Here is a 25,106-nt window from a genome sequence, read left to right as displayed (position 1 = left end):
CTTCGGCAAGAAGCCAAGCTGCCTAGCCGGTGTCGCCCGGCGGTTCGTCACAGCAGAGCACCATTTGCCGGATTGGCGTCATCTGATGATCGGCGGGCGGAAAACAATCAGGCAGTTTTCACGGAAAACGGGGCATATATTTCGTATTCCTGGCGGTATCACAGAAGAATTGCGTGCCGAAAAATATAGTTAGCCAGGAAATAATCTCAATATATATTGAATATGTGACGTTGTGCCGATTGTGCCATAGCGCATTGGATAAGTGTTATTTGTGCAACACAGCATTAATCTGTTAACGGAATCGGCGTTATTTCGAAAATCGTCATTGAAGGCGGAAGATCGATGGGTATGTTCGCCCTCGAAAAGGGGAAGCGGTGCGAGCCTTTTTCGTTGTGGGGGTGAGGCGGGAAAACATTGCCGCCAGCCACAAATCCGAAGCCATTTAAAACTTTGACTGGAGAGGTCAGAAAATGAACATCAAGAGCCTCCTTCTCGGCTCAGCCGCGGCACTGATCGCGGTCAGTGGCGCGCGCGCGGCTGACGCTGTCGTCGTCGCCGAACCGGAGCCGGCCGAATACGTCAAGATCTGCGACGTCTACGGTGCCGGTTACTTCTATATCCCCGGCACCGAGACCTGCCTGCGCATCGGCGGCTATGTCCGTTATGACATCGGCGTCGGCGATGCCGGCTCGCTCGACGGCGTCAACCACGTTCCGGACCACCAGAGCGCCGGCGACACGCACTCAACCTACTACAAGAACACCCGCTTCACGCTGAAGACCTGGACCGGTCAGGAGACCGAGCTCGGTACCCTCAAGACCTACACCGAGACCCGCTTCAACTACGGCAACAGCAGCGGCGACTATCTTAATCAAGCCGCCTCCAATGCGGACGACTGGCAAGGCCGTAACAAGTCTCTCTCGCTGCGTTTCGCCTGGATTCAGCTCGGCGGCCTGCGCGTCGGCAAGGACGATACGGCTTTCGATACGTTCATCGGCTATGCCGGCAACGTCATCCAGGATACGCTGGTTCCGTATGGCGGGCAGGAGAGCAACGTCGTTCAGTACTACTTCGACGCAGGCAATGGCTTTTCGGGGCTGGTCTCGCTCGAAGAAGGCACGGGCGTCAATACGATCGACAGCTATGTTCCGCATGTCGTCGGCGGCTTGAAGTACAAGGCCGATTGGGGCGCGATCACCGGCGTCGTCGCCTATGACAGCAACTACGAAGAGGTCGCCGGCAAGGTTCGCCTTGACGTGAAGGCAACCAACGAATTGTCGCTGTTCTTGATGGCCGGCTACGGCACGGATGACAATCTCACCGATCCGACCAACGCCATCAATGCCAAAGGTCGCGGCTTCTACAAACAGTGGGGCGGCAACTGGGCAGTCTGGGGCGGTGGCACCTACAAGTTCAACGACAAGACCTCGTTCAACGCCCAGGTCTCCTATGACGACTGGAAGAACCTCGGCATCGCCGCTAACGTAGCCTACACCGTTGTGCCCGGCTTTACGGTCACGGCTGAAGTCGATTACCTCAATGCTGGAAAGTTCGGCGACGCCGATTTCAGCAACTGGACCAAGGCTAGCAAGAAGAGCAACATCGGCGGCATTCTCCGCTTCCAGCGCTCGTTCTAACCGATCGACAGACCTTACCAGACCGCCCGCAGCACATCGCTGCGGGCGGCTTTTTGTATGCTGATGCGAGGTGTCGGCCTGTCGAGCACCAAACCCATACCTTGATTTCGCCATCCAACCGGTGAAAAGCTCCTTGTATGGAATGGCGCGACGAGGGAATCATTCTCGGCACCCGCAAGCATGGCGAAACCAGCGCCATTCTCGAGGTGATGACGCGCGCGCATGGCCGTCATCTCGGCCTTGTTCGTGGCGGCCGTTCGCGCAAGCAGCAGCCCGTTCTCCAGCCCGGCAATCGTGTCGACCTGTTGTGGCGGGCGCGCCTTGACGAACATCTCGGCACGTTCCAGGCCGAGGCGATCGAGATGAACGCGGCCCGGCTGATGGACAGCGCGGTGGCCGTCTACGGGTTGCAGACCATGGCCGCGCATCTGCGCCTGTTGCCCGAGCGCGACGCCCATGAAGGTCTCTACGAAACGCTTGCCGTGATGATCGTCCATCTCGACGATGCCGACGCCGCCGGCGAACTGGTCGCGCGCTTCGAGCTTCTGGTGCTGGACGAACTCGGCTTTGGCCTCGATCTCAGCCAATGCGCCGCGACCGGCACGCGGCAGGATCTTGCCTATGTCTCGCCAAAATCGGGTCGCGCGGTATCGCGCGAAGCAGGCTTGCCATGGCGCGACAAGATGCTGGCTCTGCCGGCCTTCCTGCAGCGCGGCTCCGGCCTGCGCGCCGATGCGGCAGCGGTCGACGACGCCTTCCGGCTGACCGGCTTCTTCTTCACCCGCCACGTCTATGAGCCGCGCGGCATCGAGCCGCCCGACGCTCGCGCCGGCTTCCTTGCCGCCTTGCGCAAGCACCACGCGCGCGGCAAGGCCATTGCCGGCGAGGACGCGGCCAGAGAAATCATCACATGAGCGAAGTCGAACTTTAGCCCGGCCGGGTCTAGCCGCTTGGCCTCGGCACCATTCCGAATGCCGACATCCTGGAATACACTGGTCTTGAGCTGCTGCAGCGCATCGTCGACGGCAAGTATCCGGCGCCGCCGATCTCCTTCCAGCTCAGCTTCTCGCTGACCGAAGTGTCGGAAGGCCATGCCGTGTTCCGTGGTGTGCCCAACGAGCGCCACCTCAACCCGCTGGGCAGCGTGCATGGCGGCTGGGCGGCGACGCTGCTCGATTCGGCACTGGCCTGCGCCGTGCAGACGCTGCTCGAGAAGGGCGAGGCCTACACGACGGCTGAGTTCAAGGTGAATTTGACGCGGCCGATCACGCCGAAGACGGGCGAGGTGGTCTGCGAGGGCAAGGTTGTTCACAAAGGCCGCACGCTGGCGGTGTCGGAGGCGACGTTGAAGGATGCCGGCGGCAAGTTGCTGGCTTTCGGCACCGAAACATGCTCGATCTTTCCGGCCGCCAATCTGGCAGCGCGTTGAGTTTTGTGGCCGTTTGGCCACCGCATTTGAGTGTCAGTGAGACTGAACGTCAGTGAAAACTGGCCTGGTTTGGGGGAACCGCCATGTTTGAAAGCCTGATCGGCCTTGTCGCCATCATCGCCTTGTTCGTCATCATTTCGCGCCAGCAGAGCCGCATCGGCCTGGTCGAGCGCGAGCTTGGCGCGCTGCGCAGCCTGGTGCTTTCGGGTGCCGTGCCGCCCTTGGCCAAGCCGTCCGAACAGGCCGCGCCCGCCGATGTGGTTCCGGCCGTAGCGGCCGCGGCCGATATCACCCCACCAGTGGTAAGCGAGTCGGTCGCCGCGCAGGCGCTGGATACAGAGGTGGAACCCCCAACCGGTGAGGTCGTGTCCGGGCCATGGGCGCCAAGCGAGGCGGCGCCGAAAGCAGCGGAACCTGCCGCGGCGAAAGCCGCCCGCCGATCCGACGTCGAAACGGCGCTCGGCACTCGCTGGGCGGTCTGGGTCGGCGGCATCGCGCTGGCGCTGGGCGGCCTGTTCCTGATCCGCTACACCATCGAGGCCGGCATTTTCGGCCCCGGGGTGCGGCTGACCATGGCCGGCGTGCTCGGCCTTGTGCTGGTCGCCGGCGGCGAGTTCATCCGCCGCACCGGCTTCAAAGTGCCGGTGCAAGGCGTTGCCGGCGCCTATATTCCAGCGATCCTGACTGCCGCCGGTGCCTTCATCCTGTTCGGCACCGTCTATGCCGCGCATGGCATTTACGGCTTCATTGGCCCGGCGCTCGCCTTCACGCTGCTCGGCGCCATCGGCGTGGCGACGATCGCAGCAGCCCTGGTCCATGGCCAGGCGCTGGCCGGCATCGGCCTCGTCGGCGCCATGGTGACCCCGGTGCTGATCGCCTCGCAGGCGCCCAATCCCTGGGCGCTGTTCGGCTATCTCGCGATCGTGCTCGCCGCCACTGGCGTCATCGCCCGCATGCGCGACTGGAAGTCGCTGATGGCGGCGGCCTTTTTCGGTACCGGTGTCTGGACCATCCTTTACATGACCGATGCACCGGGAGCGAACCTCTCTGCCATCCTGTTCATCGACGCCGTCACACTGGCCGTGCTCGCCCTTGTCTGGCTCGCTCGCCGTGGCGATGAAGCCGGGCCAGCCGGGGCTTTCGACTGGCCGTCCATCGTGCCTGGTCTGTTCGTCGCATTTTCGGCGCTGGGCCTGTCGGTCGACCCGGTCTTTGCCGCCGCCGGCTATGCCTTGCCGGGCGCCGTGGTGATCGCCGCAATGGTGGCCGTCGCGCTCTATCGTCCGCTGGCGCTGCCGCTCCTCTATGCGGCCGGACTGGTCACGGTGCTGATCTATCTCGGCATCATCCCGCCAACCTCGATCGCTTCCGATTTTTCGGGCGGTGCCCTGGGCGTCGATGGACTGCCCTTGGCCACGTCCAATGCGCTGACATTGCGCATCGGCATCGCACTTGGCCTGGTCTTCATCGGCGCCGGCTTCTGGGCCGCGCGCAGGTTCGCCGCCGGGACGCAAATCCGCGCGGCCTCATGGGCGGCGTGGGGCGTCATCGTGCCGCTGGTCATCCTGCTGGCACTCTGGTTCACCTTTGGCAATCTCGACCGCGACCTTGTCTACGCTGCCGCAGCAGTACTGCTGGTCGCGGTCTTCGCCGCCGGCGGCGAGTGGATCGCGCGGGCAGAAGAGCCGCCGCTCAAGGGCGGTATCGCGGTGTCGTTTGCCCTGGGCGGCGCGGCCATCGCCGGGCTCTTGATGCTGCATATGGCTTTCGATTCCGGCTGGACCACCATCCTGCTCGGTGCGGCGGCCATCGTGCCGGCGCTGGCCACGCGCTGGCGCTCCTATCCGGTGCTCGGCTGGATTTCGGTCGGCGCGGTAATCGCGGTGCTTGGCCGCGTCGCCTTCGACCCGACTATTGTCGGCGCCGAGTTCCTGTCGACGACACCGGTGTTCAACTGGCTGCTGCCGGGCTACGGCGTGCCGGCGCTCGCCTTCGGCTTTGCCGCCTGGCAGCTCGCCCGCACCACCAATGGCCGGCCACGCCTCGCCATGGAAGCGGCGGCAGCGCTGTTTGCGCTGCTCACGCTCGCCATGCTGGTGCGCCATGCCATGCATGGCGGCGTCATCGACACCGGCGCCATGACGCTCGCTGAACAGTCGATCTACACGCTGATCGCCATCGGCGCCGGCGCCATCCTCGTCGCCATCGACATCCGCTCGCCAAGCTCGGTGCTGCGCTACGGTTCGATGGCCGCCGGCGTGGTCTCCGTCGCCTTCATCGTTGTCAGGCACTTCGTGGTGCTGAACCCGTTGTTGTCAGACGAATCGACCGGCCAGATCCCGGTGTTCAACCTGTTGTTCCTTGGTTATCTCCTGCCGGCGGCGGCCGCCGGCGGGCTGGCGCTCTATGCGAGGGACAAGCGGCCGAAATGGTATACGCAGATGCTGGCTCTGGTGGCCGCAGTGCTTGCCTTCGCCTATGCCACGCTGTCGGTGAGGCGCCTGTTCAAGGGCGAATTCATCGGCCTGTGGAGCGGGCTTGGCCAACTGGAGACCTACACTTACTCGGCGCTCTGGCTGGTCATCGGCGTGGCGTTACTCACAGCCGGCGTTTGGTTGAAATCGCAGGTGCTGCGCATTGCCTCGGCCGCGCTGATCGCGATCGCCGTGCTGAAAGTCTTCATCTTCGACATGTCGGAGCTTGAAGGCGTGCTACGGGCACTATCCTTCATCGGCCTTGGCGCGGTTTTGATCGGCATCGGCCTGTTTTATCAGCGGCTGCTGACACGGGCGGCGAAGGAAAACGGATAAAGGCAAGCAAGAACAATACGATTTTAGTCTGGCCGGGAATAAATCGGTCAATGAGCTCGTTATCTCATTGCTTGGGTGACCGGAGCGGCGGACCGCTTCGCGCTGGCCGCTTGCGCCGCGCCCGGAAGGCGCGTTCAATTGGGATCAACAAGGGCGACCACAGAACCAGCGGTCATGGACGAAAAGAAGGCAGCAATCCTTGGCGAAATACCGCGCCTGCGCCGCTACGCACGCTCGCTTTTGCGCGACCGCGACGCTGCCGACGATCTCGTCCAGGATTGCCTCGAGCGGGCGCTTGTGCGGCTCGACAACTGGCAGACAGGAGAAAGCCCCCGGAGGTGGCTGTTTACGATCATGCATCATTTGTTCATCGACCAGATGCGCAAGGTGAACCGTCGCGGCGAGGCAGCGATGTTGCCGCTGGAAGCGGGCGAGGCTGTTGCCCAGCCGGCCGAGCAGGTGGAGAGCATCGCGTCGCGCGAGATCATCGACGCATTGCAGGCGATCAGCCCCGACCGTCGCGCAGCCCTTGTCATGGTTGCCATCGAAGGTTTTTCCTATGCCGAAGCAGCCAACATTCTGGGCGTGCCTGCCGGCACGCTGATGTCGCGCATTGCGCGCGGGCGTGAGGAATTGCGCGGGTTGCTGGACGACACGGCGCGTCGCCGCGCGATAAGGATCGTCGAGAAATGATCCGCCGCGACTTTTCCGAACGTGACATCCACATGGCGCTCGATGGCGAGTTGCCCAGCGACGAGCGCGCCGCTTACGATGCCTGGCTCGACGCCAATCCCGAGATGAAAGCCAAGAGCGCCCGCTTCACTGCCGACCGGACGGCCTTGCGGGCGGCCTTCGCCGGCGTGCTGGACGAAGCCGTCCCGGCGCGGCTGCGCAAGGTCGTGCTCGGCGAGGCGCCGGTCAAGGCGGCTGTGCCAAGCTCGCGCTGGTGGCTTGCCGCAGCCGCTGCCGTACTTCTGGTCGCCGGAGGGCTTGGTGGCTACCTTGCCGGCGTCGACGGCATGGGGCAGGAGGATCCCGCGGAAGATCGGCTGGCCGAGCAGGCAATCGCGGCCCATGTCATCTATGCCGCCGAAAAGCGGCATGCCGTCGAAGTGCCGGCCAGCGACAAGGATCATCTGCAGACCTGGCTGTCCAACCGGATAGGGCTGAAGCTGGTGGCGCCGGATCTGACCGCGAACGGTTTCCAGTTGGTCGGCGGTCGGTTGCTTCCGGCGGGCGAGAACAAGGCCGCGATGCTGCTCTACGAGGACGACAAGGGCGAGCGTATATCCCTGTTCGTCACAGCGGAATCGGCGGAAAATGCCAAGGGCACTTACATCGCCGCGCAGGACGGACCCGAGGCCGTCTACTGGCTGGACAAGGGCTATGGCTGCGCCGTCGTCGGCTCGCTGCCGCGCGAGCAACTGGCCGTCGTGGCAAAGAGCGCCTATGGCCAGCTTCTGGCAGGCCTGGCCAGTTGAAAGGCGCCGCTTTTGGTGGTGGCGCCAGTCTGTAAATAGCGATCCTGTTCAAAGCGTTTTGCATCGCCGGGCTGCTGCCGAATCTGTCACAATTCGGCCCTATTCAAGGTGCGATAGCGCTTTGTGGCCATCAGTATTTCGGCTGATGTCCTGAACGTTTTTCAGTAGGGCATTTCCCACCACCAAATCGAGGTTTTCTCAAGCCGCATGCCTGCCGAGATCCGCACGGCCCGCGCGTCTGACGTCGATGATCTCGCCGCCATCGAGAAAGCTGTTTTCTCGAGCGACCGTATTTCCCGCCGTTCCTTCCGCCTGTTCATCGAGCGTGAAACCGCCGAGACGCTGGTCGCCGAAGTCGACGGCCGCGTGGCCGGCTATGCGATCGTGCTGTTTCGCAAGGGCAGCGGCGTGGCGCGCCTCTACTCGATTGCGACCGGTCCGTTCTTCGGTGGGCTGGGTGTTGGCCGCATGCTGCTCGGATCCGCCGAAGACGCCGCCTTCGAGCACGGCCGCATGATGCTGCGTCTGGAGGTGCGCGAGGACAACAGCCGCGCGATCCGCATCTACGAACAGGCCGGCTATCGCAAGATCGGCCGTGAACCCGGCTATTATGAGGATGGCGGGACAGCACTTCGCTACGAAAAGACCTTGCGCGGCGACATTCCGATTGCCACCAAGGTGCCGTTCTACCAGCAGACCTGCGAATTCACCTGCGGCCCGTGCTGCCTGATGATGGCGATGGCCAATTTCGACCGTGGCTTCGTGCCGGATCCGGTCATGGAAATCCGGCTGTGGCGTGAAGCGACGACCGTCTTCATGATGTCGGGTCCTGGCGGATGCGAACCGTTCGGCCTCGCTGTCTCGGGGTACGAGAGCGGGCTTGCGGCGGAGATCTACGTGTCCTTCTACGGCGCGCTGTTTCTGCAATCGGTGCGTAGCGAGGACAAGCGTCGGGTGATGGAACTCGCTCAGGTCGACTTTCGCCGGCGCGCGGAACTTTACGGCATCCCGGTGAATTACCGTCCGTTCACCATCGATGATATCAGGGCTTCGATCGCGGAGGGAAAACTGGTGCTGGTGCTGATCAGCGGCTTCCTGATGTTCGGCAAAAAGGTGCCGCACTGGGTGCTGGCGATCGGCGATGACGGCGACCATATCCTGATCCACGACCCCTGGGTCGAGGACGAAAGGCAGGAGACCATCCTTGATGCCGCCAACATTCCCGTGCCTTACGGCATCTTCATGAACATGGCGCAGTTCGGCCGCGACGGACTGCGTGCTGCCATCACTCTGGGAAAGCGCTGATAACAATGACCTGGGTTATTCTTACAGGCAGGCAGAGCGATCTCGACCAGGTGGCGACACCACACAAGATCATCACCAATCGCGACTATCTCGCGCATCCGTCGCTGTTTCGCGGTCAGCGGCCGAAGGTCATCAACCTGTCGAACAATTACGGCTACCAGAGCCGCGGCTACTATGCCTCGCTGCTGGCAAGCTCGCGCGGCCACAAGGTGATCCCGACCGTCGAGACGGTGATCGACCTGTCGGAGCGCAAGCTCTATGAACACGCGCTGCCGGAACTGGAACTGGCGCTCAACAAATGCCGCAAGGACCTCGGCGGCACCTTTCCGCAAAAGGTCTGCATCTTCTTCGGCATCGGGCCGTCGAAAATCTGGGACCGTTTCGCCAAGCTGTTGTTCGACTGGTTCCGCGCACCGGCGCTCGAAGTCCACATCAAGGACAGCGCCGAATGGGCCTCGATCCGCAAGATCGGCTTCCATCCGCTGGCGCGCATGACCGAGGACGAGGAAAAAAGCTTCATCCAGTGCCTGGAGACCTACACCAACCGGGAATGGCGCGACACCAAGGGCCGCACGCCGGCGCGCTACACCTTCGCCACGCTGGTCGACCCGCATGAGGAATTGCCGCCCTCGGAGATCTCGTCGCTGCGCTACTGGGCCAAGATCGCCGAGAAGATGGGCGTCGAAATCGAGCCGATCACCAAGCGGGACCTGGCCAAGCTCGCCAATTACGACGCGCTGTTCATCCGCGAGACGACCTCGATCTCCAATCACACCTATCGTTTCGCCCGCCGCGCCCAGCAAGAAGGCATGCCAGTCATCGACGACCCGCTATCGATGATCCGCTGCACCAACAAGGTCTATCTCAACGAGCTGATGGCCTACAACAAGGTCCCGGTGCCGCCGACGGTGATGATCGCCGGCACCTCGGATCTCGAACTGGCGGCGCAGACGCTGGGCTTTCCGCTGGTGCTGAAGATTCCGGATTCGTCGTTCTCGCGCGGCGTCAAGAAATGCGCCAACTTCGAGGAACTGAAGACGCTCGCCACCGAATGGCTGGAGGATTCCGACCTTCTGATCGCGCAGAAATTCATTCCGACCGAATATGACTGGCGCGTCGGCGTGCTCGGCGGCCAGCCGCTGTTTGCCGTGCACTATCTGATGGCCAAGAAGCACTGGCAGATCGTCAACCACAAGGCCAACGGCAAGCCCGACCAGGGCGGCATCAAGACCTTCACGCTGAAGGAAACGCCGGCGCATGTCGTCGAGACGGCAGTGAAGGCGGCGCGCTGCATCGGTGACGGGCTCTATGGCGTCGACCTCAAGGAGACCAAGGACGGCGTCTTCGTCATCGAGGTGAATGACAATCCCAACCTCGACCATGGCTGGGAGGATTCCGGCGAGAAGGACGAGGTCTGGGTGCGGCTGACGCAATGGTTCCTGGAGCGGCTGGACCGGCCCGGGCGGTAATTTGATCGGGGGAAAAGATGCTGTTCATCGTGATCGAGGATTTTACCGGCTGCGATCGCAAGGAGATCTACCGCCGCTTTCGCGACCGGGGCCGCCTGAAGCCGGACGAGCTTCTCGTGCACCACAGCTGGATCGCGGCGGACATGAGCCGCTGTTTCCTGCTGGTGGAGGCCGATGACGCCACGCTGCTGCAGCGCTGGGTCATCGAATGGGCGGATCTGGTGGAATTCGAGATCGTTCCCGTGGCGACGAGCAAGGACATGGCAGAGGCATTGAGCGGCCACCTCTGACCATAGCCGCCTGTCAGGTCAACGCAGTGCCGGCGAGCCGACTACGCGCCGGCATTCGTCGATCAGCCACTGGCGAAATGCCGCCACGACATCGCGCCTCGCGCTGCGCTCCGGGATCGTCAGGCAATAGGGCTGGCGCAGCTCCAGCGCCCGGGCGAGGGGCCTGACAAGCCGGCCGTCTTCCAGCGCCGCGGCACAGTAGATCCCTTGCGCCAGCGCCACGCCCAATCCCGAAATGGCAAGGTCGAGTGCTGCGCGCGATGAGTTGGCCGAGAGGCCGCGCTGCGCTGCCCGGCCGGGCTCGATGCCGGCGGCCTCGAACCAGCTGTGCCAGGACGGAAAGGACGCACCAGTCGGTCCCCAGCCGGTATGGATGAGCGGCAGGCTGGCGAGGCCTTCGGGTTTGACCGTGTCCGCCAGCCCGGGCACACACACGGGATAGACTGCGTCCTGGACGATATCCTCGGTCGGGTGCTCGCGATAATGCGGGCCATAACTGAGCCTGATGTCGATCAACTCACGGTCGAACGGCACCGGGTCGTCGTCGCCTCTGAGCGATATGTCGACTGCGCCATGGCCTGCGACAAAACCGGCGAGACGCTGAGAAAGCCAACCCATGGCCATGGATGGCGGTACCGATACGACCAGGCGCGGGCGGAATGCATCGCCACCCAGTTCGCGCGAGACGCTGCCGATCTCCTGGAAGGCCATGGTCAGCCTGGGCAGCATCTCGACGCCGGCCTCGGTGAGGACGACGCGCCGGTTGACGCGGTGGAACAGCTTGCGGCCCATCTGCTCCTCGGCGGCCCGGATGAGCTGGCTGACGGCGGCGGCCGACACCGAAAGCTCTTCCGCCGCCGCGGCAAAGCTGCCTGCACGCGCCGCGGCCTCGAAGGCCTGAAGTCCTTTGAGAGATGGAAGTGTGACCATGATCACCGGATAGATAAGCTCAGCTTATCAAAATTGCAGAAATCGTCGTTTTTGGAAAGTTTTTTCATTGGCTACAGTAGGTTTCATCAATCCCAGCCAGGATCGAAACCCGTGGATCATCGCGACGTAATTTCATCGTTGACGCAGGAAGAGCGCAACCGCCTGACCGCCAAGTCGGATGTCGCGGGCCTCGCTCAGCTTGCGGCTCATTGGGGCGCGATCGTGATTATCGGATCACTGATCGCCGCCAAGGTGCCGTTCTGGCCGCTGCTGATGCTGCCGCAAGGTATCCTCATCGTGTTCCTGTTCACGCTGCTGCACGAGACGGTTCATCGTACGGCTTTCGAAACGCAATGGCTGAACGATGCCGTGGCACGGGTGTGCAGCCTGGCGATCGCGCTGCCGGCGGACTGGTTTCGCTACTTCCACTTCGCCCATCATCGATACACGCAAGACCCAGAGAACGACCCTGAACTGGCCTTCCCCAAACCGGAGACATGGCGGCAATATCTCGTCCATGTCTCTGGTATCCCGTTGTGGTGGGGGCACCTCAAGACGCTTTATGCCAATGCGATGGACCGCGGCGGGGAAAGCTACGTTCCGCCCAAAGGCCACGACAAGGTGCGCATCGAGGCGCGCGCCATGATTGCCTTTTATGCCGTGGTCATTCTGCTGGCCGTCTATTTCCGGCTCACTGTGCTTCTCTATGTCTGGATCCTGCCGGCCTTGCTCGGCCAGCCGTTTCTGCGGCTCTACTTGCTGGCCGAGCACGGCCGTTGTCCGTTTGTCGCCAACATGCTGGAGAACACCAGGACCACGCTGACCAACTGGCTGGTCCGCAAGCTAGCGTGGAACATGCCGTTCCATGCCGAGCATCACGCCTATCCCGGCGTGCCGTTTCATCAACTGCCGCAGTTTCATGCGCTGATCGAGCGGCATTTGAAGGTGGTCGAGCCGGGCTATGTCAGCTTCCACGAAAAGTACATCGAGACGCTGCATTGATGGTGGCCGACCTCAGCCGGTCTGGCTGTGCAACGCTCGGGATTTCAACAGACGCTGAATATCGGCCGCATTTGACGGCACGCCGATCAGGTAGCCCTGCGCCTCGGTACAGCCATTGCCGCGCAGGATGTCGAGCTGCGCCTCGGTCTCGACACCCTCGGCGGTGACAGTGATGCCGAGTTCGGCACCCAGCCCGATGACGGTGCGAACGATCGCCGCGGTGTCGCGATTGCCCAAGTCGTGGATGAACGAACGGTCGATCTTGATCTTGTCGACGGGAAAACGCCTGAGATAACCGAGCGAGGAATAGCCGGTGCCGAAATCGTCCAGTGCGATGCGAATGCCGAGCCCGCGCAACTGTCGCAGTGTCCTCAGCACGGCTTCACTCTCGTCCATCAGCACGGTTTCGGTGATTTCCAGTTCCAGCCGGCCGGCGGGTACGCCGGAAAAGGCCAGAGCCGAGATGACGTTGCGGGCAAAGCTGCCGCTTTTGAGCTGCACGGCCGAGACATTGACCGCGATGCGCAGGCCAGCAGGCCAGCTTGCCGCCGCCGTGCAAGCCTTCCTCAGCGCCCACTCGCCAAGCGGCACGATCATTCCGGTTTCTTCGGCGACCGGAATGAAGTTGTCCGGCGCCACGGTGCCGCGCGTCGGGGAATGCCAGCGCATCAAGGCTTCGGCGCCGACGATCTCGCCGGAGGCGATGTTCATGATGGGCTGGAAATCCAGATCGAATTCCTGGCGCGGCAGCGCTGTCTCGAGGTCGATCTCGAGTGCGCGCCGTGCCTGTACCATGGCGTCCATTCCGGGTTCGAAGAAGCGATAGAGGTTGCGCCCTTCGCTCTTCGCCCGATAGAGCGCCGTATCGGCGTTTTTCAGCAGCGTATCGGCGTCGCCGCCATCGTCGGGGAAAACGGCGATGCCGAGGCTGATGCCGACATGTATGTCGCGGCTCTTGTCGCGAAACGGTTTTGCGATCGCCTCGATGATACGCTTCGCCAGTTTTTCGGCATCGGCAATGCCCTTGAAATTGAACTGGATGATGACGAATTCGTCGCCGCCGAAGCGAGCGACGACGTCCGTTTCACCGCGCAGGCAACGCTGCAGCCGCTCGGCCACGCCCTTCAACAGCCAGTCGCCGGCCGGATGTCCCCAAGTGTCGTTGACCACCTTGAAGCGATCGAGATCGAGCGAGAAAATCGCCAACGGCGTGGCCGCCGTGTCCTCTAGCGCAAGGTCGAGCCGTTCGCGAAACATCGAGCGGTTGGGCAGTCCGGTCAGCATATCGTGATGCGCAAGATGGGTCATGCGGTCTTCGGTACGGCGGCGCTCGGTGACATCGTCGAAGGTCGCCACCCAACCGCCGCCGCTCATCGGCTGGCGGGTGACCAGAACCGTCCTGCCGTCGGTAAGATGCCGATACGCGGAATGCATTTTTTTCGCCACCAGGCAGGCTTCGGTCTTGGCGACTTCGCTGTCGACGTCGATCTTCGTATAGATGCCGAGTTCCAGCAATCGTTCGAGCGCGTCGCGGTGCGTCGTTCCAAGCGGGAAGTCCGCCGCGGTGACGTTGTAGAGTTCCAGAAAACGCCCGTTGCGCACGATCATCTTGCCGTCGGCGTCGTACATCAGCAAGCCTTGCGACATGTTGGCAAGTGCTGCGTCGAAGCGACGGTGCTGCTCCTTGAGATCCTGTTGGGCACGGCGCTGTTCGGTGATGTCCTCGTAGATCGAGACCCAGCCGCCCAGAGCCAATGGGCGATGCGAGATGTTGATGATGCGACCATCCGACAGCGTCTCCTCGTAAGTCGAAGGTCTCGCCTGGTCGATGTAAGGCTTGCGGATGGCGTAGAGTTCATCGGCGCTTTGCGAAGCGATGCCGATGTCGACGCTGTGCCGCAGAATGTCGAGGAACCGGATGCCGGGGCGTATCACCTTGGCGTCGAGACAGAAGATATTGATGTAGTTGCCGTTGCAGATGATCATCCGCTCTTCGGCATCGAACATGCACAGGCCATGTGACATGTTCTCGACTGCGGCCGAAAAGCGTTCATTCTGTTCGCGCAGTTCATCTTCCATATGGCGCGAGCGATCCATGCCTTTGGCCTCCCGTTCCGGCACGGCCGAACCATCCTTGGCATCAGCGACGGGCATGAGGCGCCTGCGGGTCGTGATCGAACACCGCACTGTTACCCGTTCCGGTTAATTTAGCGTTTTTAGCCGATTGCGGGTGCCGAAACCTGGTGCCGCGACGTCTCGATCGCGGAAAACCGCTTCAGGAACGCATTTTGCGCCCAGGTCACCGAGCGTGGCGTGAAATTGAAGCGGTCGGCATTGAAGCCGCGCGGACGGCCGAAGAACTCGGTAGCTTCGGCGGCCGAAAAACCGGCAAGCAGCGTTGCTTCGAAATAGGCGGCGATCTGGTCGGCGCGCTTGATCTCCTTGCGCAGCGCAGCCGTTGGTTCCGGCGGCAGCGAGAAGCGCAGATGGATGGCGCGCTGCAACCGCAACTCACAGTCCTTGTAGCTGCCGCCCATCACCGATTTGAACGGCGAGATCATGTCGCCGATGACATATTCGGGGGCGTCGTGCAGCAACGCCGCCAGCCGGGCGTCGGCCGAAGCCTCAGGCACCAGGTCACAGAATAGCGCCTCGACCAGCAGCGAGTGCTGGGCAACCGAAAAGGCATGCTCGCCGCTGGTCTGGCCGTTCCAGCGGGCTACGCGAGCGAGCCCGTGCGCAATATCCGAAATCTCGATATCGAGCGGCGAGGGGTCGAGCAGGTCGAGCCGGCGGCCCGACAGCATGCGCTGCCAGGCGCGCGCCGGCGCGCCGACGCGGTCGGGGGCCATCAGGCCTCCTCCGCGCTGACGGCTTCCTGCGGGAAGGCGAATTTTGCCCAGGCCGGGATGGCAAGTGAAACGGTGGCGTCCGCGGCCATGATCGGCTGGCCGGCGTCGAGCGCCGCCTTGACCCGGTCAATGCGGGCAATCGCCAGACCGGTCGTGCCGACGGTCGAGCCGAGCGTGCCAACCGGCCGTCCTGCGACGGTTAGCTCGGTGCCCGGTGCGGGCAGGGGCCTATCGGCGGAGACAATCAGCACGCGTCGCCTGGCCGTGCCGCGATGCTGCATGCGCGAGACAACCTCCTGGCCGACATAGCAGCCCTTCTTGAAGCCGACGCCGCCGGTTTCGTCCAGCAGCACATCATGGGGGAAGGCGTCTCCGAGTTGGTAGTCGCTGCCGCTTTCGGCAATGCCGCCGGCAATGCGGAAGGCCTGCCACGCGGCAAGATCGCTGCGCTCATCTGTTTCGCCATACGAACGCGTGACGGCGCCTTTCGGAAAGCGCGTGTCGGCGGCCGTCGTTGAATCGGATTGTGAGAGTGTTGATTCATGTCCCCAGGCGACGGCGACAAACGCCTGATCTGCCTTGGTAATCTCGACCTTGGCGCGCAGTTTGTAGAGCGTCAGCCGGCGTACGAAATCGTCCGCTATGTCGGCCCGGCATTCCAGCCGGAATGCATTCTCACAGTCGCGCGAGATCAGGAAATCGAACAGGATCTTGCCTTGCGGCGTCAGCAGCGCACCGGGTTTGGCTTCACCGGGAGCCAGGATGTCGAGATCGGTGGTCAGGATGTTCTGCAGAAAATGCTCGGCATCCGGGCCTGACACGGAAATGAGGGCGCGGTCTTTGAGCTGGGCAAAAGGCATGGGCGGAAAAGCAACCTGATCTTGCAAAACGGTCGGCCTTTACGTAAGCCGCTGGCACTCCCCCCGCAAGAGAGCATGGCCATGATCTACGACCTCATCCTGACAGGCGGCACAGTGGTCAATCATGACGGCGAAGGGGCTCGCGACATCGGCGTGAAGGACGGGCGCATCGCTGCCATCGGCGATCTCCGCCAGGCCTCGGCCGGCGAGACGATCGACTGCCGCGGCCTGCATATCCTGCCAGGTGTCATCGATAGCCAGGTGCATTTTCGCGAGCCGGGACTGGAGCACAAGGAAGACCTGGAAACGGGCTCGCGCGCGGCCGTGCTTGGCGGCGTCACCGCCGTGTTCGAGATGCCCAATACCAATCCTTTGACCACCAGCGAGACAGCGCTTGCCGACAAGGTTCGGCGCGGCACGGATCGCATGCATTGCGATTTTGCCTTCTGGGTCGGGGGCACCCGCGAAAACGCCGGGGATGTCGGCGAGCTTGAGCGGTTGCCGGGCGCGGCCGGGATCAAGGTTTTCATGGGCTCGTCCACCGGCGATCTGCTGGTCGAGGATGACGAGGGCGTGGCATCGATCCTCCGAAACACGCGCCGCCGCGCCGCCTTTCATTCGGAAGACGAATTCCGGCTGCGCGAGCGTCTTGGCGAACGCATCGAGGGCGATCCTTCATCGCACCCGGTCTGGCGCGACGAGATCGCCGCCTTGCGCTGCACCGAGCGGCTGGTGCGCATCGCTCAGCAAGTTCGCGCCCGCATCCATGTCCTGCACATCTCGACCGCTGAGGAGATTTTGTTCCTCGAACAGCACAAGGATGTCGCGACTTGCGAGGCGACGCCGCATCATTTGACGCTGAGCGCCGACGATTATGCGCGGCTTGGCACGCTGATCCAGATGAACCCGCCAGTGCGCGCCGCGCACCATCGCGACGGCGTCTGGCACGGCATTGCGCAAGGCATCGTCGACGTGCTCGGCTCCGACCATGCGCCGCACACGCTGGCCGAAAAGGCAAAACCCTATCCGGCCTCGCCGTCGGGGATGACCGGCGTGCAGACGTTGGTGCCGATCATGCTCGACCACGTCAATGCCGGCCGGCTGACTTTGCAGCGCTTTGTCGACCTGTCCAGCCACGGCCCGCAACGCATCTTCGGCATGGCGAGAAAGGGCCGCATCGCCGCCGGCTACGACGCCGACTTCACCATCGTCGATATGAAGCGGCGCCAGACCATCACCAATGCGCAGGCCGGCTCGAAAGCCGGCTGGACGCCTTATGACGGGAGAGACGTGACCGGCTGGCCGGTCGGCACCGTCATTCGCGGCCGCCGCGTCATGTGGGAAGGCGAGATCGCCACGCCAGGCCAGGGTAGGGCGGTGGAGTTTGCCGAGGCCCTTGTCGTCTAGATTCCCTAAGAGGCTCAGTCGCCGGCGACGAAGAATGTCCACTGCCCAGTGGGCGTGATGCCGACACGGTAGAAGATATAGGCGCCGAATTGCTTCATGTCGTCGAAGTCGCCAGCGGTGACGATCTTGAACAATTCGACCCGCTGCTTGGCGTCCAGCTTGTCCAGCGGCAGGGCGAAGAAATACGGCCACACATAGAGTTCTTGTGGCGTGCCGGCATCGAGGTGGACGTAGCCGGCATCGAGCACCTCCTCCAGGATAGCCAGGATCTCCTGGCCGTCCGGGTCGCTGGAGAGCCCCTTGAGGAAGGCGATGGCGTCGCCGTCTATGTCGGTCAGCGATATCTGCGTGGCGCTGTCGCCCTTGCCGATCAAGGGCCGCAGCTTTTCGATGTCGCCGCCCTTGCAGGCTTCGACGATCAGATCGTGCATGCGCCGCACCGGTTCCGGCAGCTTGCCGAGATCATAGACAACCTCGGGTACCGGCGTCTCCGGATCGACGCGCGGTCTGGTGACGCCGCCATCCGCCGGACTGTCCGGCTCGGCTTCATTGGGAGCAGCCGGTTCAGTGGTCGGCGGCGGCGTTCCGACCGGGTTGGGCATTGGCACGGTGCTTCCCGGGGGCGACATGTCGTCGTCCGCCGGCGGCGTGACTGTTGGCGGGAGCTCTTCGCGCTTGATCTCGCTCAGCGCATAGGCGGGGCTGCTCGCGAGACACACAACCAGGGGAATCGCGGCACAGCAAGCGGCGAAGGAGATGCAGAGGACCAAGCCACGCGGCTTGCCTGACATCGAAAAACTCACTGCCCGTTTCTCCCTGCTTCCGGGCATGACGCCCGAGCGGCATTTTGCCGTCAAAGAACCGGACGTCGGTTCAGTGCCGCAGCCGTTCGGGTTCGAAGGCGCCAGCAATCACCTTTTCACGCATACGGTCGAGCAGGGCAAGGGCCGAGGTCTCGCCATTGGCACGCAACATCTCGCCGAAGGCGGTTTCGAGCGCTGCTTCGGCAATGATCTCGGGTTCTATGCCGGCGGAGAGACCTTCCGCCCAGGCCTCGCTGTGGCTTTCCACGGCGGTCAGGCGTTTTTCTTCTCTGACCAGCGCGTCGATGTCGTTGACACCATGTTCCATAAGCGAATGTCCACCCTTTCAAGCAGCGATCCGTCGATGTGGATCAGGCCTGATCTGTTCATTTCACACGCAGGGACAATTAAGTATTTGTAAATACGACATTTTTTTGATCGTCTTTTACAAAGCCCGATTGCCTTGTGCGAAGCTGCGTTCAGCTCGAGTCAAACTTAGCCGATTGGGGCGGCCTGCGGGGCGAAAACCTTCAGTTTGAGTTAATTCCGCTTTCGCGCGGTAAGGTTTCGTTAATACTGTTGCAGAAGTGCAACATGAGGATTGCACCAAGATATCGGCTCGCACAAGCCGGATATCTCAGTCGTCGCCAGCAATGGTGCTGATAGTTGTTGATGAGCAGGCCTGCCTGCCTAAACGGATCGCGTTGAAACGGATTCGGTCAACGCGTTCCAGGCTTTTGTTTATGCATGTCGTTGTCCCAAAATCCGCTGTTTTGGGCGATATGCATTAGTTGCCGTAACGCGAGGCGATATCGCGGGACAGCGTCTCGCCTTCTTTCATATAGCGGCTGATGGCTTCGGTCGCCGAGGGGGTGCACCGCGTATAGGTGCCGCCGAACGAGCGGTAGCCGCGATTGAAGCTGGCGATGAAGCGGGCGCGCCGCTCGGCGTCCGGATTTTCCGAATCAAGCAGCTTCTCCATCTCGGCACGCCACTGGTCGCCCTTCTCGCCGCACAAATTGCGCAGGAAATGCAGCGACCCCAGAACCTCCGCCAATCGCATCAGCCCCGGCTCGAACGGCGACTCGGCGCTGAACGCAGGCAGTGCCGAGACGGCCGCACTGACGGCAAGACACACGGCGAGGAGCAAGGATGGACGGTTCATAAGCCTTCTCTACCTAACGGCGCTAGCCGTGTGGTCTACCGAACGGCGTAAGCCGTTGTGGTCTGCCGAACGGCGTAAGCCGTTCTGGCTCTGCCAAACAGCATAAGTCTTTGTGGCGAAACAATTTGTCGCCTGCAAGGCGATTTTCAGGGCTGCGGCCTGGCGTCTCCGCCGGGGGCCAACAAGTCCTCCGCAACGGCGAACACCGAGCCGGCGAGCGGCAGTGCCGCCATCTCACTGAGCGTATAGAAGGCGGCGGTCTCGGCGTCGTCGCTAGCCACTGCCTCGCCGCCGGCATAGACGGCACCGAAGACCGTGAGGAGATAATCGACCGGGTGGCTGTCGTCCCTGCCGTCGATGTGGATTTCCTGCAGCGGGCGGTAATCGGTGGCGCGTAAACCGGTTTCTTCCAGAAGTTCGCGCTCTGCCGCTGCCTCCAGCGTCTCGCCGGGTTCGACCTTGCCACCCGGGAAGGCATAGAGCCCTTGCGAGGGTTGCCGGGCTCGCTTGACCAGAAGCACGGTGTCTGCGCGCACGACGGCGACCGAGACTGCCGGAAGTATCTTGCGCGCTTCGTTCATGGATTCCCGATCAGGTGAAGGCAGGTCTGTTGTGGATCGCCCAGCATGGGGAAGCTTTAGCGGTTGCGCAACGCCGGTTGCATCGCCACTTTCAAAGCGAACCATTCGAAGGGCGCCAATCGACCATGTGCGGACGTTTTGCCTTGACCGCGACGCCGGACCAGACTGCCGCCTTGCTAGGCTTGGCCGAACTGGAGGATTTCCCGGCGCGCTACAACATCGCCCCGACGCAGCCGATTCTGATGGCGATCGCCGGCCCCCCGCGGACGCCGGGCTCGAATCTGCCGGACCGGCAGCCGATGCTGGTGCGCTGGGGGCTGATCCCGACCTGGGTGAAGGACACCAGGGAATTTCCACTGCTGTTCAACGCGCGCTCTGAGGGCGCCGCCGAAAAGGCTTCGTTCAAAGCGGCCATGCGTCATCGCCGCGCTTTGGTGCCGGCGTCCGGCTTTTATGAATGGCGGCAAACCGGTGGCAAGAAGGGGCAGCCCTACTGGATACGCCCAAGGCATGGCGGGTTGGTCGCCTTCGCCGGCCTGATCGAGACCTATGCCGAGCCGGGCGGTTCGGAAATGGACACCGGCGCCATCCTGACCGTCAACGCCAATGCCGACATCGCCCATATCCACGACCGCATGCCGGTGGTGATCGATCCCAGGGATTTCGCCCGCTGGCTGGATTGCCGCACGCTCGAGCCGCGCGATGTCGCGGATCTGTTGCGGCCGGCGCAGCTGGATTTCTTCGAGGCAATTCCCATCTCCGACCTCGTCAACAAGGTCGCCAACACCGGACCGGAAATACAGGAGCGGGGCGAGATCGGGCCGGAGCCCGAGAAGGTCAAGCGCCAGAAGTCCGGCGCGGACGATAGTCAGATGACGTTGTTCTAGCTCAGCTGTTCTTCAAAGGCGCATGTCAGCGCCCTCATGCCAGGCGCCTTTGGCGCCGGCCCGCACACCGCTTCAGGCAGCGCGGGGAGATACGATCTTCTGCGCCGGCTTCTTCTTCTTCGCGGTGTGGAGAAGGGCGGCGACGATCGCGGCCGGACCGATTGCGCGATAGTGGTTGGCCAGCGCCGGTTGCTTGGCGCGGTTGGATTCCTGCTTGCTTCGGGGCATGTCTCTCTTCCCTGGTAACATTTTCGTGTCTGCGTTTGATGGCCGATTCTGACCAAATCGTGACGCCTGCTGATCTAGCCGACGAATGTTTCATGACTGTGCCGACATGTTTAATAAAATGTTTCACTGGGTCATTACCTGTGATCCAGCGACGTTTTTGCCGAAACTTGCGACTTGACGGCAACACAAGCCAAGGCGATAAAGCCGCCCATGAAAACGTCTTTCGCCATTTGTGGCATTTGCATTATTGGCTAGCCTCGCGCTGGTCCGGACGTTTTCGCCTCATCTTTCCCCAGATTGGACAAACGCCCCGGCCAGCAGGCTGGAATCCGATTTGCGCCTTGGCGCGCTCGATTTCAGCCAAAGCATGATCCCGAAAAGTGGGAACCGGTTTTCGGACCAGATCATGCTCAAATAAAGTAACGGACCGGGAAGGCACGAATGTCTGACGCATCGCAGGGCCTGCGCCTCTACAACACGCTGACGCGGACGAAAGAGGATTTCGTTCCGATTGATCCAAACAACGTGCGCATGTATGTCTGTGGTCCGACGGTCTACGACTTTGCCCATATCGGCAATGCCAGGCCGGTGATCGTCTTCGACGTGCTGTTCCGTTTGTTGCGCCAAGTCTATGGCGAGGCGCACGTCACGTATGTGCGCAACATCACAGATGTCGATGATAAGATTAACGCCCGCGCGTTGCGTGATTTCGGCGCCGAGATTTCTTCGGGAAAACTCTCGCTCAACGAGGCGATCCGGCGGGTGACCGAAAAGACCGCCGATCAGTTCCACAGGGATGTGGCGGTTCTCGGCTGCTTGGAGCCGACGGTCGAGCCGCGCGCCACCGAATTCGTCGAGCCCCGCGCCGACGGCAAGGCCGACATGATCACTTTGATTCAAAGCCTGATCGAACGCGGCCATGCCTATGTCGCCGCGGGCGAAGTCCTGTTCGACACGGTGTCGATGCCGGACTACGGCCAGCTGTCGAAGCGCAATCTCGACGAGCAGCAAGCGGGTGCTCGCATCGCCGTCGACGCGCACAAGAAAAATCCTGGCGATTTCGTCCTCTGGAAGCTGTCGTCGCCGGAGGAGCCGGGCTGGAATTCGCCATGGGGCAGGGGCAGGCCGGGCTGGCACATCGAATGCTCGGCAATGTCGGCCGCCTATCTCGGCGAGGTGTTCGACATCCATGGCGGCGGCCTCGACCTGATCTTCCCGCACCATGAAAACGAGATCGCCCAGTCGCGCTGCGCCCACGGCACGGACGTGATGGCCAACATCTGGATGCACAACGGCTTCCTGCAGGTCGAAGGGCAAAAGATGTCGAAGAGCCTCGGCAATTTCTATTCGATCAACGAGCTCTTGGAGACCGAGACCTTTGGCGGCCGCAAATGGCCTGGCGAGGTGCTGCGGCTGGCGATGCTGATGACGCATTATCGCGAACCGATCGACTTTTCCGTGCGCAAGCTGGAAGAGGCCGAGAACATGCTGCGCAAATGGAAGCGGGCGGCCGACCTCGCGCCGGCGGCGGCAGGGCAGTTGCCCGTGGAGATCATCGATGCCTTGTCCGACGATCTCGCCACCTATGCCGCCTTCCAGGTCCTGACCCAGTTGGCCGGCGAGGCAGCGGACGGCAACGATGCGGCGGCTGCGCTGAAGGCGTCGCTGCTGTTCCTCGGCTTCGATGTCGCGTCGGCGAAGGTGGATGAAGACCACGTCGCCAAGGCTATCGCCAATCGCCTCGCGCTCATTGCTGCCAAGAACTGGGCCGAGGCCGACTGCATCCGCGACGAACTGTTGGCACAAGGTATACAGTTGAAGGACGGCAAGGACCCCGTCACCGGCGAACGCATCACCACCTGGGAGGTAAAAAGATGATCGACCATCTCGGCATCACCGTTGCCGATTTCGACGCTTCGAAGGCTTTCTATGACAAGGCGATGGCGCCGCTTGGAGCCTCCCTGCTTTACATGGTGCCGCTGGAATACACCGGCGGTGCCAAGGTCGGTGGCTATGGCCGTGACCGGCCGGTGTTCTGGCTGAGCACCGGCAAGGACAAGCCCAAGGATCACCAGCACGTCGCCTTCACCGCGCGCAGCCGCGCCGAGGTCGATACCTTTTATGTCGCCGCGCTTGCCGCCGGCGGCAAGGACAATGGCGGGCCGGGCCTGCGCCCGCACTATCACCCGGACTACTACGCTGCCTTCGTCTTCGATCCCGACGGCAACAATGTCGAGGCCGTCTGCCATGCGCCGGAGTGAGCGGCGATGAGCCTCGACAACCGGCCGATCTACACCGGCGGCTGCCAGTGCGGCGCGGTGCGCTTTCGCGTTGAAGGCGCGTTGGGCGACGCTTCGATCTGCCATTGCCGCATGTGCCAGAAGGCGTTCGGCGCGTTCTACGCGCCGTTGGTTTCGGTGCGCGGCGCCAGGCTCGACTGGACGCGCGGCGAGCCGAAATACTTCCGCTCGTCCAACCATGTCCACCGCGGCTTCTGCCCGGATTGCGGCACACCGCTGACCTTCACCGCGCCGGACGGCGTTGGCCTCGCCATCGGTGCGTTCGACAATCCGGCTGAGATCGTGCCGCTCATCCAGTGGGGCATCGAGGCAAAGCTGCCCTATGTCGACTCGATCCCGCAACTGCCGGGCGAGGACACCATGGCCGATATGTCGTCGGCCTCCTATTTGGCCGATCTCGTCTCCTACCAGCACCCCGACCACGACACCGAACAATGGCCGCCGAAGGAAAGATCATGACCGAGACAGTACGAACCGGCGGCTGTCAGTGTGGCGCGGTACGCTTCCGCATTCATGGAGCGCTTGGCCGTCCGTCGATCTGCCATTGCCGCATGTGCCAGAAGCAGTTCGGCTCGTTCTTCGGTGCGCTGGTCACGGTACCCAGGGACGGCGTCGAATGGACCCATGAAGAGCCGAACTATTTCCAGTCGTCGGTCAACATCGATCGTGGTTTCTGCGCCCGCTGCGGGACGCCGCTGACCTACCGGCAGCCCGGAGGACTTGAGATCGCTATCGGTGCCTTCGACGACCGCTCCGATCTCGCCCCGCAGATACAGGTCAACTACGCTGCGCGGCTGCCCTGGGTGGAGACGATCTTCGATCAGCCCGTCCACCAGGATCCCGACTACTATAACAGGCAGGAATCCATCATCTCCTTCCAGCACCCCGACCATGAAACAGCGGACTGGCCGACCAAAGGTTTACAACTATGAGCAATCAATTGCGTACGCTTTATCCGGAGGTCGAGGCGTTCGATTCCGGCATGCTCGATGTCGGTGACGGCCATCAGGTCTACTGGGAGCGCTCCGGCACCAAAGGCGCCAAACCGGCGGTGTTCCTGCATGGCGGGCCAGGCGGCACCATCTCGCCAAAACACCGGCGGCTGTTCGACCCGAAGCTTTACGACGTCATCCTGTTCGACCAGCGCGGCTGCGGAAAATCGACGCCCAACGCCTCGCTCGACGCCAATACGACATGGCACCTGGTCGCCGACATCGAACGGCTGCGCGAAATGGCCGGCTTCGACAAATGGCTGGTGTTCGGCGGCTCCTGGGGCTCCACGCTGGCGCTCGCCTATGCCGAAACGCACCCTGAACGCGTCAGCGAACTGGTGGTGCGCGGCATCTACACGCTGACGCGTGCAGAACTCGAATGGTACTATCAGTTCGGCGTCTCGGAAATGTTTCCGGACAAATGGGAGCGGTTCCTGGCGCCAATCCCGGAGGCCGAGCGCGGCGACATGATGGCCGCCTACCGCAAGCGGCTGGTCGGCACGGATCGCAAGGCGCAGATCGAGGCGGCCCGCGCCTGGAGCCTGTGGGAAGGCGAAACGATCACGCTGTTGCCGGAGCCGGAGACCAGCGGACCGTTTGGGCAGGACGACTATGCCGTCGCCTTCGCCCGCATCGAGAACCACTATTTCGTCCACGCCGGCTGGCTTGAGGAAGGGC

At 62.6% G+C, this 25,106-nt stretch carries 27 protein-coding genes; 18 read left to right on the top strand and 9 right to left on the bottom strand.

Features of this window, described 5'->3' with window-relative positions:
• The 10 genes from EN993_RS37370 to EN993_RS10965 form a co-directional block, all read left to right on the top strand.
• Positions 1-193: hypothetical protein (locus tag EN993_RS37370; RefSeq protein ID WP_206532364.1), on the top strand; the 193-nt coding region annotated here is incomplete at its 5' end.
• Between the two features lie 277 nt (positions 194-470).
• The gene (locus tag EN993_RS11005) at positions 471-1,637 is read left to right on the top strand and encodes a porin (RefSeq protein ID WP_127263201.1); all 1,167 of its coding nucleotides are present in this window, start codon (positions 471-473) and stop codon (positions 1,635-1,637) included.
• Positions 1,638-1,774: 137 nt separating this feature from the next.
• Positions 1,775-2,551 carry a DNA repair protein RecO gene (gene recO, locus EN993_RS11000; protein ID WP_109662695.1) on the top strand — a complete coding sequence of 259 codons (777 nt, stop codon included), beginning with the start codon at positions 1,775-1,777 and terminating at the stop codon, positions 2,549-2,551.
• Between the two features lie 50 nt (positions 2,552-2,601).
• A complete protein-coding gene (locus EN993_RS37735) occupies positions 2,602-3,066 on the top strand; it encodes a PaaI family thioesterase (protein WP_348630416.1) in 465 nt (154 codons plus the stop codon).
• A gap of 83 nt (positions 3,067-3,149) precedes the next feature.
• Positions 3,150-5,876 (top strand): DUF2339 domain-containing protein, encoded by a 2,727-nt coding sequence (locus EN993_RS10990; protein ID WP_127263200.1) that lies wholly within the window; start codon positions 3,150-3,152, stop codon positions 5,874-5,876.
• Between the two features lie 174 nt (positions 5,877-6,050).
• Positions 6,051-6,569: an RNA polymerase sigma factor gene (locus EN993_RS10985; protein ID WP_013532577.1), complete on the top strand. Its 519-nt coding sequence runs from the start codon at positions 6,051-6,053 to the stop codon at positions 6,567-6,569.
• Complete coding sequence (locus tag EN993_RS10980; RefSeq protein ID WP_109662703.1) at positions 6,566-7,357, top strand: anti-sigma factor; 792 nt, start codon at positions 6,566-6,568, stop codon at positions 7,355-7,357. Before EN993_RS10985 ends, EN993_RS10980 begins: the two co-directional genes overlap by 4 nt.
• A 207-nt stretch (positions 7,358-7,564) precedes the next feature.
• On the top strand, positions 7,565-8,662 hold the full coding sequence (locus EN993_RS10975; RefSeq protein WP_109662706.1) for a peptidase C39 family protein: 1,098 nt from the start codon (positions 7,565-7,567) through the stop codon (positions 8,660-8,662).
• Between the two features lie 5 nt (positions 8,663-8,667).
• Positions 8,668-10,131 (top strand): RimK family protein, encoded by a 1,464-nt coding sequence (locus EN993_RS10970; RefSeq protein WP_127263199.1) that lies wholly within the window; start codon positions 8,668-8,670, stop codon positions 10,129-10,131.
• A 17-nt stretch (positions 10,132-10,148) separates the two neighbouring features.
• Complete coding sequence (locus EN993_RS10965; RefSeq protein WP_109662712.1) at positions 10,149-10,421, top strand: DUF3303 family protein; 273 nt, start codon at positions 10,149-10,151, stop codon at positions 10,419-10,421.
• A gap of 18 nt (positions 10,422-10,439) precedes the next feature.
• Here EN993_RS10965 and EN993_RS10960 read toward each other — a convergent pair whose 3' ends face one another.
• Positions 10,440-11,351 (bottom strand): LysR substrate-binding domain-containing protein, encoded by a 912-nt coding sequence (locus EN993_RS10960; RefSeq protein WP_109662715.1) that lies wholly within the window; start codon positions 11,349-11,351, stop codon positions 10,440-10,442.
• 111 nt (positions 11,352-11,462) lie between these two features.
• Between EN993_RS10960 and EN993_RS10955 the strand changes: the two genes are divergently transcribed.
• Positions 11,463-12,353: a fatty acid desaturase family protein gene (locus EN993_RS10955; protein WP_109662717.1), complete on the top strand. Its 891-nt coding sequence runs from the start codon at positions 11,463-11,465 to the stop codon at positions 12,351-12,353.
• Positions 12,354-12,365: 12 nt separating this feature from the next.
• On the opposite strand, the gene EN993_RS10950 is transcribed toward EN993_RS10955, so the two are convergent.
• The 3 genes from EN993_RS10950 to EN993_RS10940 all read right to left on the bottom strand — a co-directional run bounded on the left by EN993_RS10950 (position 12,366) and on the right by EN993_RS10940 (position 16,065).
• On the bottom strand, positions 12,366-14,507 hold the full coding sequence (locus EN993_RS10950; RefSeq protein WP_127263198.1) for an EAL domain-containing protein: 2,142 nt from the start codon (positions 14,505-14,507) through the stop codon (positions 12,366-12,368).
• 62 nt (positions 14,508-14,569) lie between these two features.
• A complete protein-coding gene (locus EN993_RS10945; RefSeq protein ID WP_127263197.1) occupies positions 14,570-15,205 on the bottom strand; it encodes an HD family hydrolase in 636 nt (211 codons plus the stop codon).
• Positions 15,205-16,065, bottom strand: a complete 861-nt coding sequence (locus EN993_RS10940) for a folate-binding protein YgfZ (protein WP_127263196.1) — start codon at positions 16,063-16,065, stop codon at positions 15,205-15,207. Before EN993_RS10940 ends, EN993_RS10945 begins: the two co-directional genes overlap by 1 nt.
• A gap of 75 nt (positions 16,066-16,140) precedes the next feature.
• Here EN993_RS10940 and EN993_RS10935 point away from each other — a divergent pair, with 75 nt between their 5' ends.
• The gene (locus EN993_RS10935; protein ID WP_245468734.1) at positions 16,141-17,472 is read left to right on the top strand and encodes a dihydroorotase; all 1,332 of its coding nucleotides are present in this window, start codon (positions 16,141-16,143) and stop codon (positions 17,470-17,472) included.
• Between the two features lie 14 nt (positions 17,473-17,486).
• Here the strand turns inward: EN993_RS10935 and EN993_RS10930 are convergent, their stop codons facing one another.
• The 4 genes from EN993_RS10930 to EN993_RS10915 all read right to left on the bottom strand — a co-directional run bounded on the left by EN993_RS10930 (position 17,487) and on the right by EN993_RS10915 (position 20,021).
• Entirely contained in the window at positions 17,487-18,275 is a 789-nt protein-coding gene (locus EN993_RS10930) for a hypothetical protein (RefSeq protein WP_164757608.1), read from the bottom strand.
• 70 nt (positions 18,276-18,345) lie between these two features.
• Entirely contained in the window at positions 18,346-18,603 is a 258-nt protein-coding gene (locus EN993_RS37730; RefSeq protein WP_008874920.1) for a hypothetical protein, read from the bottom strand.
• Between the two features lie 459 nt (positions 18,604-19,062).
• The gene (locus EN993_RS10920) at positions 19,063-19,440 is read right to left on the bottom strand and encodes a TIGR02301 family protein (protein ID WP_109662733.1); all 378 of its coding nucleotides are present in this window, start codon (positions 19,438-19,440) and stop codon (positions 19,063-19,065) included.
• 146 nt (positions 19,441-19,586) lie between these two features.
• Positions 19,587-20,021 carry an NUDIX hydrolase gene (locus tag EN993_RS10915; protein WP_127263194.1) on the bottom strand — a complete coding sequence of 145 codons (435 nt, stop codon included), beginning with the start codon at positions 20,019-20,021 and terminating at the stop codon, positions 19,587-19,589.
• A 125-nt stretch (positions 20,022-20,146) separates the two neighbouring features.
• On the opposite strand from EN993_RS10915, the gene EN993_RS10910 reads away from it, so the two are divergent.
• Complete coding sequence (locus tag EN993_RS10910) at positions 20,147-20,908, top strand: SOS response-associated peptidase (RefSeq protein WP_127263193.1); 762 nt, start codon at positions 20,147-20,149, stop codon at positions 20,906-20,908.
• Between the two features lie 72 nt (positions 20,909-20,980).
• Here EN993_RS10910 and EN993_RS10905 read toward each other — a convergent pair whose 3' ends face one another.
• Complete coding sequence (locus tag EN993_RS10905; RefSeq protein ID WP_109662740.1) at positions 20,981-21,136, bottom strand: hypothetical protein; 156 nt, start codon at positions 21,134-21,136, stop codon at positions 20,981-20,983.
• A 441-nt stretch (positions 21,137-21,577) separates the two neighbouring features.
• On the opposite strand from EN993_RS10905, the gene cysS reads away from it, so the two are divergent.
• The 5 genes from cysS to pip form a co-directional block, all read left to right on the top strand.
• Entirely contained in the window at positions 21,578-23,014 is a 1,437-nt protein-coding gene (gene cysS, locus EN993_RS10900; protein WP_127263192.1) for a cysteine--tRNA ligase, read from the top strand.
• A complete protein-coding gene (locus tag EN993_RS10895; RefSeq protein WP_109662745.1) occupies positions 23,011-23,397 on the top strand; it encodes a VOC family protein in 387 nt (128 codons plus the stop codon). Before cysS ends, EN993_RS10895 begins: the two co-directional genes overlap by 4 nt.
• Positions 23,398-23,403: 6 nt before the next feature.
• Positions 23,404-23,895 (top strand): GFA family protein, encoded by a 492-nt coding sequence (locus EN993_RS10890; protein WP_109662748.1) that lies wholly within the window; start codon positions 23,404-23,406, stop codon positions 23,893-23,895.
• Positions 23,892-24,368 (top strand): GFA family protein, encoded by a 477-nt coding sequence (locus EN993_RS10885; protein ID WP_127263191.1) that lies wholly within the window; start codon positions 23,892-23,894, stop codon positions 24,366-24,368. The genes EN993_RS10890 and EN993_RS10885 overlap by 4 nt, the downstream gene beginning before the upstream one ends.
• Positions 24,365-25,106 (top strand): prolyl aminopeptidase (gene pip / locus EN993_RS10880; protein ID WP_127263190.1); only part of this gene is annotated, 742 nt, incomplete at its 3' end. The genes EN993_RS10885 and pip, both read left to right, overlap by 4 nt.

Origin of the sequence: Mesorhizobium sp. M7D.F.Ca.US.004.01.2.1, from assembly GCF_003997785.1 — a bacterium.
GTDB lineage: Bacteria > Pseudomonadota > Alphaproteobacteria > Rhizobiales > Rhizobiaceae > Mesorhizobium > Mesorhizobium loti.
The sequence above is the reverse complement of the archived record's forward strand: the minus strand, read 5'-3'. Positions and strand labels throughout refer to the sequence as shown.